Raw genomic sequence first — 15120 nt, 5'->3', positions numbered from 1 at the left:
AGTCGGGCGGATATAGAAATAACCGCAGCTGAGAGCGCTATCGGTGGTGGTGTCCGCGCTGCCGCGGACAGGATCGCCTAGTTTCCGGTGACGTCCACCTCCGCGCGAAGGCGGTGAAGCGCCGTTCGGACGCGGCTTTTGAATGTAGGCAATGTAACTTTCAGACAGGCGGCGGCTTCGCCATAGGTGTAGCCGTCGTAGAAGGCCAGGGTCAGCGCTCGGCGCTGTCGTGAGGTCAGGGTCGCCAAAGACGCGTTCACCGCGCGCTCGTCGTAGCGCTGCATCACCGCCTCGGCGACGCTGTCGTGGTCACGGCACAGCGTTTTCATGCCATAAATCCTCTCTCGGTCCCCGGCGGCCTGCTCTGCCCGCACGCGGTCGACCGATCGGCGGTGGGCCAACATCAAAAGCCAACTGTGCGGACTCGCCACGCGCGGGTCGTACCTGTCTGCGGACATCCACGCATGCAGGTACACCTCTTGGATGACTTCTTCGGCAAGAGTATGGCTGCGCAGGATCCGGGTTGCCGAGGCCAGCACAGCGCTGTGGGTAGCGCGGTAGAAAGCGGTAAACGCTGCGCGGTCACCGGCGCCGGCCGCAGCCAGTAATTCGATCAGCCGGCCGGTTGTCGCCGCGGAGGGGCTGTCTGCGCCCGTACTGGATCGGCCCGACAGGCGGCTTGTGGCTGCGTCCGGCGTTGTCTCGGTGATCATGGTCGGAGTGCTACCCCGCCACAGGCCGACCACACTGACATTCGCACGGACGGGCCGCAACCGGGAGCGGCCAGGACGCGGCAGTGAGCGGCAGTGGGGAGTCGACAGGCACCCCCGGGACGCCCGTTCCGTGTAGCGGCGGGATGTTCGCCTACGGACAACGCCGGGGAGGTGCACCCGGTCGGCAGCCGGGTCGAGGTCGGTGGATTCGGGTTCGTGGTCACCGGTATCGATGGACCGATCAGCGCGGTCTGTACCGGTGGCCCGAAGAAGACGGCGGAAGGGCAGTATCTCGTCATCCATGTCGAGGTCACCGATGTCGGCGCCGAACCACCGGCCTTTTTCGGTGCTGCGCCGCGGCTCATCGGTGACGACGGGCGAGCCTTCGGACCGGGCCGCGGCGCCGAACTCCTCCTCGAGTCGGACCCGGTGGGCGAGATGATCGACCCGCAGGTCGTGCACACGATGACCATGGTCTTCGATATACCGGTGTCGGTCCGGGCCGCCGCTATGGAATTTCGGCACATCGTCTCGAAGACCGACCTGGATTCGGTCCGGGTCGCAGTGGCGTGAGGACGTCGCCCGTCGGGCGCGCATCCGGCAGGTTGTCGGCCCTTGCGGCTATCGTGCCGGAATGTCCGGTTACACTTGTCATCGGCGAATCAGCGTCGACGGGATCGATACATTCTATCGGGAGGCCGGTCCCCCCGATGCTCCAGTGCTCCTCCTTCCGCACGGCTATCCGGCTTCCTCGTTCGCCTATCGGCGACTTCTGCCGGCGCTGGCCGATCGCTGGCGCCTGATTGCGCCCGATTTTCCCGGCTGTGGCTACACCGCCGATCCCGAGGACTTCTCCTACGATTTCGATGGATACGCCCACTGGCTTTCGGCCTTCGCGGAGACGTTGGGTGTGGATCGGCACGCGCTGTGGTTACACGACTTCGGCTCGCAGATCGGGCTGCGCTACGCGATCGCGCATCCGGAGCGAATCGCTGCGCTTGTCATCAGCAACGGCGATATCTATCGCGACGTGCTCGGCCCCGGATACGACCTACTCCGGCGGTATTGGGATGATCCGTCCCTCGAGAACCTCGCTGCCATCCAAGCCGGGGTGAGCAGTGACGGCTTTCGCGAAGAAATCCTCAACGATGTCGGTGAAGGGCTGGCCGAGAGGATCCCGCCGGACATGTGGGAACTGCATTGGCGCCTGATGACCGATCGGCGGCGCGATATCGCGGTGCGTATCATCGCCGGCCTCCGCGACAACCTGGCCTGGTTCCCCCGATACCAGGCATATCTGCGCGATCACCGGCCCCCCACGCTCCTGCTGTGGGGCCCGCAAGACAGATACATGCCCGAGGAGTCCGCCCGCGCGTACCTCCGTGATCTACCCGAGGCGGAGCTTCACCTACTCGAGGCGGGGCACTGGGTCCTCGAGACCGCATTCGAGGAATGTGTCGCAGTAATCCGCCCCTTCCTCGACCGAGTCCTATTCGGCAGGGCAGCCTGAGCAGTCCGGTCGGCCTCCAACATCCGCCGAGCGAATCGGTGGCACGCGGCCCGATCGTTGTACGCAGTACCGTCGCCGCAGCGGGGTGGATCCTCGCGTTGACCGGAAACGCGCTGTGTCCCAGCGATCTATTGCAGCAACTGCATCGCAGCGTTGTTGTGCTGGTCGACGGCGTGCCGGGATGCTGCCGGTCCTCATGGCCGCCGCCTTCCTCTGGACGTCTCGGCCGCCGGGGGATCTTCGTGTCGCCTCTCAGCGAGGTTCAGGCGTCACTGGGACCGGGGATCCATCCGGTGCGCTGAGCCCAGGCGTCAGCGCGGCGGATGATGTCCCATACGAAGGCATCCTTCGCTTGGACGTAGCCGGGCCGGTCGTTACGGAACTGGGCTGCGCAGCGCCGTTTGACTGCTGCGTACTCGGTCGCGGCAGACGTATGACAGCGGAGGTAGTCGCGAAACAAGAGTGGGAACTGTTGGGAGAAGCTGCCCAGCTGTCGCACGTGCACGTGCATGCGGTGCTGACCTTGCGGCTCGCGGAAGTACCGCTTGGTCCGTTCGGGGTTGTCCACTCGGTACACGAAGCCCATGCCGGTGAGCGGGCCCAGAAACTCGTCCGTCGACTCCAGCGAGGCCACCGAGATCTGGATGTCGATCACCGGTTTGGCTGCCAGTCCTGGCACCGAGGTGGATCCGATGTGGTCGATACGAGCCGCGGCACCACCGAGGGCCGAACGTAGGCCCACGCCCCACCTGGCGAACATGTCCGGCCAAACAGGGTCGTAAGGCATGATCTCGACTGGCTCTCCCACACCGAGGAGTGTTCCACGACTCGCCACGGCGGCGGCTTGGACCGTCGGACGCAGACATCGAGCCCGCGCGCTGTCCTTGCTCGGCCTGGTGCGGCATCTGGCCGAGGTGGAATGCGGTTGGCTGCGGATGGCCGCCGCCGGTGAACAGCTGGACTACCTCTACTGTTCGGCCCCCGACCCCGACGGCGATATCGACAGTGCCGGATCCACGGACCCGGCCTCCGATTTCGCCGTGTACCGGCGCGAGATACGGCTGGCGGACGCGGCGGTGGCCGAGCTCGGGCTCGACCACCGCTGTCGCCATCCCAACGGCACCGAATACAGCCTGCGCTGGGTGTATCTGCATCTCATCGAGGAATACGCCCGTCACAACGGGCACGCCGACCTACTGCGCGAGCGGATCGACGGGCGGACCGGGGACTGAGGTATCGGTATCAGGCGGCACCTCCGGCCGCGCGCAGCGCCGCGGCCACCCCGGCCGATTCCACCGAATCGCCGTGCGCGCAGGACCATCCGGTCCGTCCGCCGCGCCGGTACTCGAGGTAGGCGATCGTATGACCGGCGACGGGGTGCCCGGTCAGGCTCAGCACCTCGATCTCCCGCCCGGCCGCCGCGAGGGCCGCGACCACCGCGGCCAATCGGTCGGCGCCCGCGTGCTCGGTGTGGTGGGCCCGTCCACCGATCACCAGATCGACGGCGATGGCCGGCGCACTGCCGGTATCCGCCACGCGCAGATCCTTCAGTTGCACATCCGGCGGCTCGGCGGCATCGATATAGGCCTCGTCGAACAGGGCGCGCAGTTCGGCGGCACTCACCTCGCCCCCGGTCCCGTCGGCGTGGCCCTGCACCCGGCCGGCGAAATCGATCTGCAGACGGCGCGGCAGGTCCAGTCCGTGTTCGGTGGCGAGCAGATAGGCGATACCACCTTTACCGGACTGCGAGTTGACCCGGACCACGGCGTCGTAACTGCGGCCGATATCGGCGGGATCGATGGGCAGATACGGTACCCGCCATTCGATCTCGTGTTCGGGACGCCCGGTGGCGGCCGCCCGGGCCCGGTGCTCGGCGAACCCCTTCTTGATCGCGTCCTGGTGGGTGCCGGAGAACGCGGTGTGCACCAGATCGCCCACATAGGGGTGGCGCGGGTGGACCGGCAGCCGGGTGCAGTACTCGACCGTGCGGCGGACCGCGTCGATATCGGAGAAATCGATCATCGGATCCACGCCCTGGGCGTGCAGATTCAGCGCGAGCGTGGCGATATCGACGTTGCCCGTGCGTTCGCCGTTGCCGAACACGCACCCTTCCACCCGCTGGGCGCCGGCCAGTACCGCCAGTTCGGCACAGGCCACGCCGGTGCCGCGATCGTTGTGCGGGTGCACCGACAGGATCACGCTGTCGCGGCGGGCGAGCGAGCGGTGCATGAACTCGATCTGATCTGCGTACACATTGGGCGTCGCGATCTCCACGGTGGCCGGCAGGTTCAGGGTCACCGGCCGCCGCGGGGTGGCGTCCCACAGTTCGGTGACGCTGTCGCAGAGCTCCAGCACATAACCGGGCTCGGTCTGGTTGAACACCTCGGGTGAGAACTGGAACCGGACCCGGGGCAGGTCGGCGGCGAATTCGAGCACGTCGCGCGCACCGGCCAGGACCAGCTCGCGGACCGCACCGGCGTCTTTGCCGAGTACGGTATCGCGCCACATCGGCGCGGTGGCGGTGTACAGGTGTATCACCACCTCGTTGTCCATCCCGCGGACCGAATCGACGGTGCGCTCGATGAGATCGCGCCGGGCGGGGGTGAACACCACCGGGGTCACGTCCGCGGGGACCGCGCCGGTATCGGCGAGCATCCGCACGAAATCGAAATCGGCCTTGGAGGCCGACGGGTAGCCGACCTCGATCTCCTTGTAACCCATGGCGACGAGCAGGGTGAAGAACCGCATCTTGCGGTCCGGATCCATCGGCTCGGCCAGGGCCTGATTACCGTCGCGCAGGTCCACCGGGACCCACAGCGGCGCACGCTCGATCCGGGCCTGCGGCCAGTGGCGTTCGGTGAGGGGTACGTCCACCCGGTCGTAGATATCGCGGTACCGATGCGAGGGCAGCCGGGAGCGCCGCTGCCGGTACCACTGCGGCGCATCGCCGGGAACCGCGCCGGCGGGGGTGTCGATGGTGGGATGGGTCTGTGTGGTCATGGGTCGTTGCCCGATCTTCCTGTGCGTACGGCCGTTCCGTGACGGGTGACCGGCCGACGACAACCCCACGGCGGGGTGGCCGATCGTTCAGGCCCCGCCGTGGCGGTCGAGGAGAAGCTCCGGGTGCGACATGTGGCAGACTGTACACGACTCCTCAGACAAGTAGCGAGGTTCGATATGGTTTCCCAGGTGCGACGGCACCCGCTGGCCGAACAGACGGCCGATCTGCTGCTGGCACGCATCCGGGCCGGGGAGTGGCCGCTCGGCCATCGGCTCCCCGGCGAGACCACGCTCGCCGCCCAGCTCGGGGTGGGACGTTCGACACTGCGCGAGGCGATTCGCGAACTCGCGGGACGCGGGGTGCTCAGCAGCCGGCAGGGCGCCGGCGTTTTCGTCACCGCCCTGGATATCGCCGAGGACTGGGATATCGTCGTGCGGCGCGCGACCATCGCCGCGGTGGTGGAGGCCCGGATGGCCATCGAGACCGAGGCCGCCGCGCTGGCCGCGCACCGGCGTACCCCCGCCGATCTGCGGACGATCCGCCGCACCCTGGCCGGCCGCGCGGCGCCGGGTCTCTCGGTCCCCGAGCATGTCGATGCCGATACGGCCTTCCATCGCGCCGTGATCGTGGCCGCGCACAACGACATACTGATCCAGCTGTTCGACACCTTCCTGCCCCGGCTCCGGATCGCGATGATCGATATGCTGCACATCCGCCCGGTGCCCTCCCCACCGGCCGACCACGCGGCACACGAGCGGCTCGCCGCCGCCATCGCCGCCCGCGACCCTGACGCCGCGGCCGCACTCAGCCGAGATCATCTGCGCGCCATCAAGGAGGCCTTCTCGTGACAACCCCCGTTCTGGAGCTGACCGATGTCACCTTCCGGCGCGACGGCAACCAGATCATCGACGGGATCTCGCTGACCGTCCACGCCGGTGAACACTGGGCCCTGCTCGGGCCCAACGGCGCGGGAAAGAGCACGCTGCTGGGTTTCTGCGGGGCCCTCACCCATCCGACCACCGGCACCGTGCGCGTGCTCGGCGAGCAACTCGGCCGCGTCGAACTCCAGCGGTTGCGGCGCTCGATCGGTCACGTCGACCCGCGGCATCCACTGCGCTCACCGCTTCCGGTGCGCGATGTGGTGCTGACCGGAGTCACCGGGACGGTGGACACTCCGTTGCGCTGGGTACCGACCGCCGGCCAGATCGCGGCGGCGATGGACGCGCTCGACGCGGTGGGGATGGCCGGGAAGGCCGAACGTTCGTGGTTCACCCTCTCCCAGGGGGAACGCGGGCGGACCCTCATCGCTCGCGCACTGATCACCGCGCCGCGCCTGCTACTGCTCGACGAACCGACCACCGGGCTGGATGTGGCCGCTCGCGAACAGTTGCTGCACACCATCGACGCGTTGGATCGCACCCACCCCGAACTCGCCTCGGTCCTGGTGACCCACCACCTCGAGGAGTTGCCGACGACGACCGGCCATGCGCTGCTGATCGCGAACGGACGGACGGTCGCCGCGGGCCCGGCAGCCGAAACCATCACCACCGCACATATTTCGGCGGCGTTCGATCATCCGGTGCGGGTCACCCGGGAGAGCGGCCGATGGTCGGCGCGTTCCCCGCTGGCCCAGCCGGCCTGAACCGCTCTACACTCGATACCTCACCTCAGCACGTCACCGGTTTTTAGATACACGAATCAATGTGTGTACCATAACGTGGTGACCACCGTGAGCCGCACTTCCCGACCGCCCGGCCGCCCCGCCTCGGCCACCCGCGAAGAAGTAGTAGCGCTGGCCCGGCAGGCCTTCCTGGCCGGGGAACGGGTCGATATCCAGGCGATCGCCGCCCAGCTCAAGCTGAGCCGCGCCTCCATCTACCGCTGGTTCGGTTCCCGCGACGGTGTCCTCGGCGCCGTACTGGCCGGGGAATTCGAATCCCTCATCGAACGCGCGGACGCCCGCCGGCGCGAATCGGGCGCCCGGCGCATCCTCAGCGTGCTCGACCGGGTCAACCGCTGGATGGCGGGCAACGAACCCTTTCGCCAGTACTTCGAGAACGAGCCGCTGGCCGGCCTGCGCATTCTCACCGCGAGCGACGGCCCGGTCCAGCCGCGCATCCTCGTCGCGGTGGAACAGCTCATCACCCGGGCCGAGGAGCAGGACGGATACACGCCCCAGCTGGAACGGTCGCTGCTCGCCTACTCCCTGGTGCGACTCGGCGAAGCCTTCCTCTACCAGGACAATGTCACCGGGCTGCGCGGTGATGTGGACCGGCTACACCGGGTGCAGACGGCCCTGCTGGGTATCGATCCCCCCGGCAACTGAACATCGGCGATGATCTCGGCATGGATCGCGTAGCCACACCGATCGACGCCGCGGGACTGGTACTCGCCGCGGGCGCCGGCCGGCGTTTCGGAAAGCCCAAGGCCGAGGTGGTGTTCGAGGGCGAACGACTCGTCGACCGGGCCGTACGCCTGCTGCGCGACGGGGGATGCGGCCGGGTGGTCGTGGTCTCCGGCGCGGTGCGGCTGCGGGTTCGTGGGGCCACGGTGGTGCACAATCCGCGGTGGGCGACCGGGATGGGTTCCTCGCTGACCACCGGCCTGGCGGCCGTGCACGAGACCGCGGCCGTGGTGGTCCCTGTCGATATGCCGTGGCTCGGCGCCGAAGCCGTCCGCCGGGTGCTCACCTGCGGCGCGCGCCTGGCGACCGCCACCTACGCCGGCCGGCCCGGACATCCGGTGCTGCTCGGCGCCGAATACTTCGCGGCGGTGGCGGCCGAAGCGGTCGGCGATATCGGCGCGCGGAAATTCCTGGCCGCCAATACCGAACTGGTTCAGCAGGTGCCGTGTGACGGAACCGGCTCGCCCGACGACGTCGACACGCCTCAGGACCTGACCCGGTGATCGGCGGCACGCACCGCGTCGGATTCCCGCACCTCCGGCGTACCGGGGTGGATCGGCCGCCGGGTACCCGACAGCGAGCGCGCCGACCCACCGTGGCGCAACGCGACGATCTCGGCGCCGACGGCAAGGGCGGTCTCCTCCGGAGTCCGGCCGCCCAGTTGCAGTCCGATCGGGGACCGCAGGCGTGCGAGCCGATCCTCGGTGACACCGGCCTCGCGCAGCCGGGCCCGCCGCTCGGCGTCCGCGCGGCGCGAACCCATGGCGCCGATATAGGCGACCGGTCGCGCAAGCGCCTCCACCAGCACCGGAATATCGAACTTCGGATCATGGGTGAGCACGCACAGGACGGTCCGGGAATCCACCGCGGTGGCCCGGAGATAGCGGTGCGGCCAATCGGCGACCACCTCGTCGGCCTCCGGTAGCCGGGCCCGGTCTGCGAAGGCCGCACGCCCCTCGCAGACCGTGACGTGATAGCCCAGCAGTTTCCCGACCCGGCAGAGCGCGGCGGCGAAGACATTCGCGCCGAAGACGATCATCCGCGGCGGAGCGGCGTGCGCGGTGACGAGAATTTCCCGGACCGCCGGGCCACAACCGATCGTCCGCAGACCACTCGCTCCCTGATGGAGGAGCGCACGCGCCTGCTCCACCACCGGATCGGGCCAGTCCCCGCCGTCGGTGATCACCGATTCGGCGGTCACTGCCGCCACTGCCGCGGTGCTCAGGTCGCGGACCAGTGCCACCGGCCGGGACGGGTCGAGGGCGGCCTCGACCACCCGATACTGCGACGGCGAGATCCGCTGCACGAAGACATCCAGTTCACCCCCGCAGGTCAGCCCGACCGCGAACGCGTCGGAGTCGCTGTAGCCGAAGGTCTGCCGCGCCGGCTCACCCGTCGCCAGGACGTGTGCGCACAACTCGTACACCGCGCCCTCCACACAGCCGCCCGACAGACTCCCGCGGACCGCACCCGACCCGTCGACGGCCATCGCCGCCCCCAGCGGCAGCGGCGCGCTCCCCTGGGCCGCCACCACAGTCGCCACGGCGTAGGCGGCACCCTCGGCATGCCATCGAACCAGGTGCGCAGCCAGGTCGCGCATAGCTCCACCTCCGCGCCGCAGCGTTGCCGTAAAACCAGGTCAACAAGCGAGAATAGCACTTTCACAAATCGACATTGCAATTCTTGAAGACGACATATCCTGTATTGACACTGCTGGAACGGCGATGCTAAACAAGTGCTCAGCATCGGCGTGCCGGCACCCGGCCGCCCCGTGGCCGGTGCCCGTGACATCCCGTGAACGGAGGAACGGCCGGATGGGTCGAATCAGGCTGTCTCGCAGCGCCCCCCACCACATTCCGACGCAACGGAGCCGACGATGAGCACCACCGAGAAGCCGACGGCCGTCGGCGCCCGGGTACCCCGGGTCGAAGATCTGCGGCTGCTGACCGGCGCCGGAACCTTCGTCGACGACATCACCCGGCCCGGTATGGTGCACGCCTGCTTCGTCCGCAGTCCACTGCCCCGGGCCCGGATCATCGCCATCGATACCGGCGCGGCCGCCGAGCTCGAGGGTGTGGTGGCCGTCTACACCGCGGCCGACCTCAACCCGCGGGTCTGCCAGATCTCCTACGCGCTGGACACGCCCGGTTTCCCGGAGGTGCCCCGCCCGCCGCTGGCCGAGGACGAGGTGCGCTTCGTCGGTGATCCGGTGGTGCTGGTCCTGGCGACCGACCGGTACATCGCCGAGGACGCCGCCGAGCTGGTGATCGTCGACTACGACCCGCTCGAACCCGTGGTCGACTACGAGACCGCCGCCACCGCCGGTGAACTCGTGCACGCCGAACACGCCGGCAATTCGGCCGGCGGGCTGGCCGGGCGGGCCCCCGCCGACCTGGCCGCTGCGTTCGACGCCGCCCCGCACATGGTCCGCCAGACCATCCACCAGCAGGCCTACGCACCGGTACCGCTGGAAACCCGCGGCATAGTGGCGGAATGGACCGCCCCCACAGGGGAGATGACGATCTGGACCTCCACCCAGTCACCGCACGAGGTCCGCGGCTTCTGCTCCCGGCTGCTCGGGATCGACGAGCACCGGGTCCGGGTCATCGTGCGCGATACCGGTGGCGGTTTCGGCCAGAAGGTGGCGCCACAGCGCGAGGAAACCTGTGTGATGCTGGCCGCGCTCACCGTCCGGCACGCGGTGAAATGGATCGAAGACCGGCAGGAGAGCCTGATGGCGGCCGGTATGGCCCGCCACGAACACGGCGAGGTGGCCATGGCCTTCGACGAGGAGGGCCGTATCCTCGCCGCCACCATCGAACACGTACAGAATGTCGGGGCCTACCCGATCCCCTCGCCGCTCACCTCCTCGATCGCGGTCGGCATGCTCTTTCCCGGGCCCTACCGGGTACCGGAATCCGGTTCCAGCACCGCCTCCTACTACTCGAACACGGTGGGCCGGGTGGCCTATCGAGGCCCCTGGCAGTTCGAATCGGTCTCCCGGGAACTGCTGCTGGACACCGCCGCCCGCCGCCTCGGCCTGGACCCGGTCGAGTTGCGCCGCCGGAATATGCTCGGCCACAGCGAGATGCCGGTGGCCAACCCGAACGGGATGCCCTACTCCGACGCCTCACCGCGCGAGACCTTCGAGCAGGCGCTGCAGATCCTCGACTACGACGCCTTCCGGGCCGAGCAGGCCGCCGCCCGTGCCGAAGGCCGCTACCTCGGCGTCGGCACCTGCACCTACGTGGAGCCCACCACCGGCGCCACCCCGTTCCTGAGCACCGAGGGCGCCACCATCCGGATCGCGCCGACCGGCAAGGTGAACGTCTACCTGTCGGGCGGGTCGGCCGGCAACAGCCTGGAGACCACCGCGATCCAGCTCACCGCGGACGCGCTCGGTATCGATATCGCCGATGTGCAGACAATCCAGGGGGATACCGCGGTCGCGCCGCAGGGCGGCGGAACCAACGGCAGCCGATCGGGTTCGATGGCGGCGGGCGCCATCCGCCAGACCGCGCAGGTGCTGCGCGAACGGATCGTGGCGATCGCGGCCGAACAGCTCGGCGTCGCCGTCGAAGAGGTGGAGTTCGCCGACGGCCGGGCCGGCGTACCCGATACCGAGAAATCCCTGTCGCTGGCCGAGATCGCGCAGATCGCCTACTACCAGACCGAATTGCTTCCACCCGGCATACCACCGGGACTGGAGGCCACCGGCCGCCATCGCGCCGACCAGCTGATGATCTGGGCCAACGCCACCCATGTGTGCACCTGCGAGGTCGATATCGAGACCGGGCACGTGACCCTGCTGCGCTTCGTCGTCAGCGAGGACGTCGGGCCGATGATCAACCCGAATGTCGTGGAGGGACAGATCTACGGCGGTACCGTCCAGGGCATCGGCGGCGCACTCTACGAACATCTCGCCTACGACGACGACGGCAACCCGGTGGCCACCACGTTCCTCGACTACCTGCTGCCGACCGCCACCGAAGTGCCCGAGATCGAACTCGGCCATATCCAGACCCCGAGCACCGGGCCGGGCGGATTCAAGGGGGTCGGCGAGGGCGGCGCCATCGGCTCGACGCCCGCGGTACTCAACGCCGTCGCCGACGCGCTGGCACCGTTCGGTGTCGAGATCGACCGGCTGCCCCTGTCCCCCGCCCGCATCGTCTCGATGATCGAGGCGAGCGGCACACCGGAGGTCACCGCATGAAACCCGCGGCATTCGAATATCACGCGCCCGCCACCGCGGCCGAGGCCGTGGCCCTGCTCGCCGATCTCGGCGACGAAGCCAAGATCCTCGCGGGCGGCCAGAGTCTGGTGCCGATGCTGGCGCTGCGACTCGCCGTCTTCGACCATCTGGTCGACCTGCGGAAACTGGACGAGTTACGGGGTATCGAACCCCGCGGTGACACGGTGTGGATCGGGGCGGGCACCACGCACGCCACGGTCGGCCGCGACCCCGGGATCCGCCGCGACGTGCCACTGCTGAACCGGGCGACCCCCCTGATCGGACATTTCCAGATCCGCAATCGCGGCACCCTCGGCGGTGCGATCGCCCACGCCGACGCCGCCGGCGAGTACCCGGCCGTGGCGCTCACTCTCGACGCGCAGATGCACACCCTGTCCCCCCGCGGGCAGCGCACGATGGCGGCCGCGGAGTACTTCACCGGAATGTGGAGTACGGCCATGGAGCCCGATGAACTGCTCACCGGGGTGAGCTTCCCGGTGTGGCGGGGACGGACCGGCTTCGCGATCGAGGAGTTCGCCCGCCGTGCGGGCGATTTCGCCATGGCCGGGGCGGTGGTCGCGGTACGCCTGGATGCGGATTCCCGGGTCGAACGGGCCGCGCTGGGACTCATCGGCCTGGCGGCCACCCCGCTACGGGCCACCGCGGCCGAAGCCGAGGTGATCGGCCGCCCGGCCGCCGCCGTCGACGCCGCCGAACTCGGGCACGCGGTGACCGCGGGCCTGACTTCGGTGCCGGCCGATATCCACGGCTCCGCCGACTATCGGCGCCGGATCGGGGCGGTCATGGTCGCGCGGGCCTGGAAACGCGCGATAGAGGAGGCGAGCAATGACTGATATCGAGATCTCGGTGGTCGTGAACGGGGTGAAACGCCGCGACCGGATACCGCCGCGGCGCACGCTGGCCGACTATCTCCGCGAGACGTGCGGCCTCACCGGCACTCATCTGGGCTGTGAACACGGGGTCTGTGGCGCGTGTTCGGTACTGCTCGACGGCGCGGCGGTGCGCGCGTGCCTGGTCTTCGCGGTACAGGCCGACGGGGCCGAGGTGACCACCGTGGAGGGTCTGGCCGATGCCGACGGCACCCTCTCCCCCGTTCAGCAGGCCTTCCGGGACCATCACGGCCTCCAATGCGGTTTCTGCACACCGGGTTTCGTCGTCTCCGCGACCGCCTTCCTCCGGGAAACCCCCGATCCCGGCGACGCCGAGATCCGGGAAGCGCTGTCCGGCAATATCTGCCGCTGCACCGGCTACCAGGGCATCATCCGCGCGGTACGGGACGCCGCCACCACCCTCCGCACCGAGGCCTCCGCGACCCCGCAGGCCGGCACCGACGCCAAGGACCGCGTATGAAACTCGAGAACACCTTCCGGATCCCCGTTCCCGCCGCGGACGCCTGGCCTGTCCTGCTGGATCTGGAGCGGATCGCGCCGTGTGTGCCCGGCGCCGTGCTCACCTCCCGGGACGGCGACGATTTCCACGGCAAGATCAAGGTCAAACTGGGTCCGGTGGGACTCACCTACAACGGCATCATCAAGGTCGTCTCCCAGGACGAGACCGCGAGGGTGGCGGTGCTCGAGGGCGGCGGCCGGGAAGCCCGCGGCAATGGCACCGCCAAGGCCGTGATCACCTGCCGGCTGGTGGAGTCCGCGGGCGTCACCGACGTATTCGTCGACACCGATCTGGCGATCACCGGAAAACCGGCCCAGTTCGGCCGCGGCGCCCTCGCCGATGTGGCGGGTAGCCTCATCGGCACCTTCGCCGACAATCTCGCCGCCGAGATCACCGCCGCGGCGCCGGGCACCGCGCCACCCACGGCGCCGGAAGCCGCCCCGGATCCCGGGCCCGCGTCGGTCACCCGCATCACGCCCCGCCCGGCGGCCGAACCCATCGATCTGATGGCGGCCGCCGGGGTCACCGCGGAGCGGCAGCTGCTGCTGGGTCTCGGCGCGGCGGCCGTGGTGCTCCTGCTGCTGCTCGTCCGGCGCCGCCGCCCCGGCGCCTGAGACCCCGGGCCAATAGGCGCCCCGGCCACGTCGATGAGATGAAGTCCGGCCCGGCGAGGTCCGGCAGCGTGGCGCCGGGTGGCCGACACCCACTGCCCGGTCCGCGGTCCCCACATTTGTGTACCTTTGTCCATGTACAAACGTACACAATTGGAGGGATCGGTTATGTCGCTGGCACTGCTCGGGGCGGCCATCGTCGCGGAACTCGTGGGCACCAGCCTGCTCAAAGCGACCGAGGGTTTCACGCGGCTGTGGCCCACACTCGCCTCGTTGTCGGCCTACGCGCTCGCCTTCGTCCTGCTCGCCCAGGCCATCGCGCGCGGGATGAACGTCGGCTTCGCCTACGCGGTGTGGTCCGGGCTGGGCACCACGCTGATCGTCCTCATCGGCGTGCTGTTCCTCGGCGAATCGCTCGGTGCCGCCAAGATCGCCGGAGTCGCCCTGGTGGTCGCCGGGGTGGTCACCCTGAATCTCGCGGGCGCCCATTGACCCCCCGCGACCCCCATCGCCGCCAGCGCATCCTCGACGCCGCCCGTGCGCTGATACCGGTCCACGGGATCGCCGGCCTCACGCATCGCCTGGTCGCCGCGGAGGCCGGCGTACCGGTCGGCTCGACGACCTACTATTTCGCCGATCTGGCCGATCTCACCGCGGCCGCGCTGGCCGATACCGCGGCGGCCACCCGCGAGACGCTGCGAGGATGGTCGGCGGCGCTCGACGCCGCCCCGGACCTGCCCGCGACCCTGGCCGCGCTCACCGCCGACTATCTGGCCCGGCCCGAACAGTTGCTCACCGTGAACGAGCTCTACCTCGCCGCGGCCCGGCTTCCCGAACTACGCGCGCCGGCGCGGGTCTGGTTCGACGGTCTCGTCGAAATCCTCACCCCGCACATCGGGCCCGTCGCGGCCCGCGCGGTCGCGATCTACCTCGACGGCGCCCTGCTGCACGCGCTGACCACCGAGTCGGCTCCGGATGCCGGCGCACTCATCGCGCCGATCGCCGCACTCACCGGACTCGCCCCACAGACCGCCTACTGACTCCCACCACGGCGCACCCGCCGATGGCGGCCCTACGCACCGATCGCCGCCGCAGCGCCGACAACTGCCGCATTCACCGATATGCCGTACTGCCCGCCGCACCCACCGATATGCCGTACTGCCCGCCGCACCCATCGTGGGTCATCCGGGACGGAAAGTCCGGCGGGCGCGTGGACGCGCCCGCCGGACCACCCGGTCTC

General features: G+C 69.2%; 17 protein-coding genes. 13 read left to right on the top strand and 4 right to left on the bottom strand.

Going from position 1 to position 15120, the window contains the following annotated elements; all coding sequences use genetic code 11:
- Window positions 1-77: 77 nt before the first annotated feature.
- Complete coding sequence (locus ON38_RS35925; protein ID WP_083872481.1) at window positions 78-713, bottom strand: sigma-70 family RNA polymerase sigma factor; 636 nt, start codon at window positions 711-713, stop codon at window positions 78-80.
- 171 nt (window positions 714-884) lie between these two features.
- Between ON38_RS35925 and ON38_RS35920 the strand changes: the two genes are divergently transcribed.
- The gene (locus ON38_RS35920; RefSeq protein WP_039824160.1) at window positions 885-1286 is read left to right on the top strand and encodes a DUF4352 domain-containing protein; all 402 of its coding nucleotides are present in this window, start codon (window positions 885-887) and stop codon (window positions 1284-1286) included.
- Between the two features lie 145 nt (window positions 1287-1431).
- Window positions 1432-2223 carry an alpha/beta fold hydrolase gene (locus ON38_RS09725; protein ID WP_245563984.1) on the top strand — a complete coding sequence of 264 codons (792 nt, stop codon included), beginning with the start codon at window positions 1432-1434 and terminating at the stop codon, window positions 2221-2223.
- 262 nt (window positions 2224-2485) lie between these two features.
- Here ON38_RS09725 and ON38_RS09720 read toward each other — a convergent pair whose 3' ends face one another.
- On the bottom strand, window positions 2486-3031 hold the full coding sequence (locus ON38_RS09720; RefSeq protein ID WP_218000756.1) for a GrpB family protein: 546 nt from the start codon (window positions 3029-3031) through the stop codon (window positions 2486-2488).
- On the opposite strand from ON38_RS09720, the gene ON38_RS09715 reads away from it, so the two are divergent.
- The gene (locus ON38_RS09715) at window positions 3009-3455 is read left to right on the top strand and encodes a DinB family protein (RefSeq protein WP_083872480.1); all 447 of its coding nucleotides are present in this window, start codon (window positions 3009-3011) and stop codon (window positions 3453-3455) included. The genes ON38_RS09720 and ON38_RS09715 overlap by 23 nt on opposite strands.
- A gap of 10 nt (window positions 3456-3465) precedes the next feature.
- Here the strand turns inward: ON38_RS09715 and ON38_RS09710 are convergent, their stop codons facing one another.
- Window positions 3466-5223: a 2-isopropylmalate synthase gene (locus tag ON38_RS09710; RefSeq protein ID WP_051164551.1), complete on the bottom strand. Its 1758-nt coding sequence runs from the start codon at window positions 5221-5223 to the stop codon at window positions 3466-3468.
- Between the two features lie 177 nt (window positions 5224-5400).
- Between ON38_RS09710 and ON38_RS09705 the strand changes: the two genes are divergently transcribed.
- The 4 genes from ON38_RS09705 (at window position 5401) to ON38_RS09690 (ending at window position 8131) form a co-directional block, all read left to right on the top strand.
- The gene (locus ON38_RS09705) at window positions 5401-6072 is read left to right on the top strand and encodes a FadR/GntR family transcriptional regulator (RefSeq protein ID WP_039824154.1); all 672 of its coding nucleotides are present in this window, start codon (window positions 5401-5403) and stop codon (window positions 6070-6072) included.
- Window positions 6069-6866, top strand: coding sequence for an ABC transporter ATP-binding protein (locus tag ON38_RS09700; RefSeq protein ID WP_039824152.1), 798 nt, complete (start codon window positions 6069-6071; stop codon window positions 6864-6866). The genes ON38_RS09705 and ON38_RS09700 overlap by 4 nt, the downstream gene beginning before the upstream one ends.
- 78 nt (window positions 6867-6944) lie before the next feature.
- Complete coding sequence (locus ON38_RS09695) at window positions 6945-7550, top strand: QsdR family transcriptional regulator (protein ID WP_245563982.1); 606 nt, start codon at window positions 6945-6947, stop codon at window positions 7548-7550.
- 20 nt (window positions 7551-7570) lie between these two features.
- A complete protein-coding gene (locus ON38_RS09690; RefSeq protein ID WP_039824148.1) occupies window positions 7571-8131 on the top strand; it encodes a nucleotidyltransferase family protein in 561 nt (186 codons plus the stop codon).
- Here ON38_RS09690 and ON38_RS09685 read toward each other — a convergent pair.
- Window positions 8113-9228, bottom strand: a complete 1116-nt coding sequence (locus ON38_RS09685; protein WP_051164550.1) for an XdhC family protein — start codon at window positions 9226-9228, stop codon at window positions 8113-8115. The genes ON38_RS09690 and ON38_RS09685 overlap by 19 nt on opposite strands.
- Window positions 9229-9504: 276 nt before the next feature.
- Between ON38_RS09685 and ON38_RS09680 the strand changes: the two genes are divergently transcribed.
- The 6 genes from ON38_RS09680 (at window position 9505) to ON38_RS09655 (ending at window position 14920) form a co-directional block, all read left to right on the top strand.
- A complete protein-coding gene (locus tag ON38_RS09680) occupies window positions 9505-11841 on the top strand; it encodes a xanthine dehydrogenase family protein molybdopterin-binding subunit (RefSeq protein ID WP_039824147.1) in 2337 nt (778 codons plus the stop codon).
- Window positions 11838-12713: an FAD binding domain-containing protein gene (locus tag ON38_RS09675; RefSeq protein WP_039824146.1), complete on the top strand. Its 876-nt coding sequence runs from the start codon at window positions 11838-11840 to the stop codon at window positions 12711-12713. The genes ON38_RS09680 and ON38_RS09675 overlap by 4 nt, the downstream gene beginning before the upstream one ends.
- Entirely contained in the window at window positions 12706-13230 is a 525-nt protein-coding gene (locus ON38_RS09670; protein ID WP_051164549.1) for a (2Fe-2S)-binding protein, read from the top strand. Before ON38_RS09675 ends, ON38_RS09670 begins: the two co-directional genes overlap by 8 nt.
- Window positions 13227-13883 carry an SRPBCC family protein gene (locus tag ON38_RS09665; RefSeq protein WP_039824144.1) on the top strand — a complete coding sequence of 219 codons (657 nt, stop codon included), beginning with the start codon at window positions 13227-13229 and terminating at the stop codon, window positions 13881-13883. The genes ON38_RS09670 and ON38_RS09665 overlap by 4 nt, the downstream gene beginning before the upstream one ends.
- Window positions 13884-14048: 165 nt before the next feature.
- The gene (locus tag ON38_RS09660) at window positions 14049-14372 is read left to right on the top strand and encodes a DMT family transporter (RefSeq protein WP_039824143.1); all 324 of its coding nucleotides are present in this window, start codon (window positions 14049-14051) and stop codon (window positions 14370-14372) included.
- The gene (locus tag ON38_RS09655) at window positions 14369-14920 is read left to right on the top strand and encodes a TetR/AcrR family transcriptional regulator (protein ID WP_039824141.1); all 552 of its coding nucleotides are present in this window, start codon (window positions 14369-14371) and stop codon (window positions 14918-14920) included. The genes ON38_RS09660 and ON38_RS09655 overlap by 4 nt, the downstream gene beginning before the upstream one ends.
- The last annotated feature ends 200 nt before the right edge of the window (window positions 14921-15120 follow it).

The sequence above is a fragment of the Nocardia testacea NBRC 100365 genome, assembly GCF_000308775.1.
Taxonomy (GTDB): Bacteria; Actinomycetota; Actinomycetes; order Mycobacteriales; family Mycobacteriaceae; genus Nocardia; species Nocardia testacea.
The sequence above is the reverse complement of the archived record's forward strand: the minus strand, read 5'-3'. Positions and strand labels throughout refer to the sequence as shown.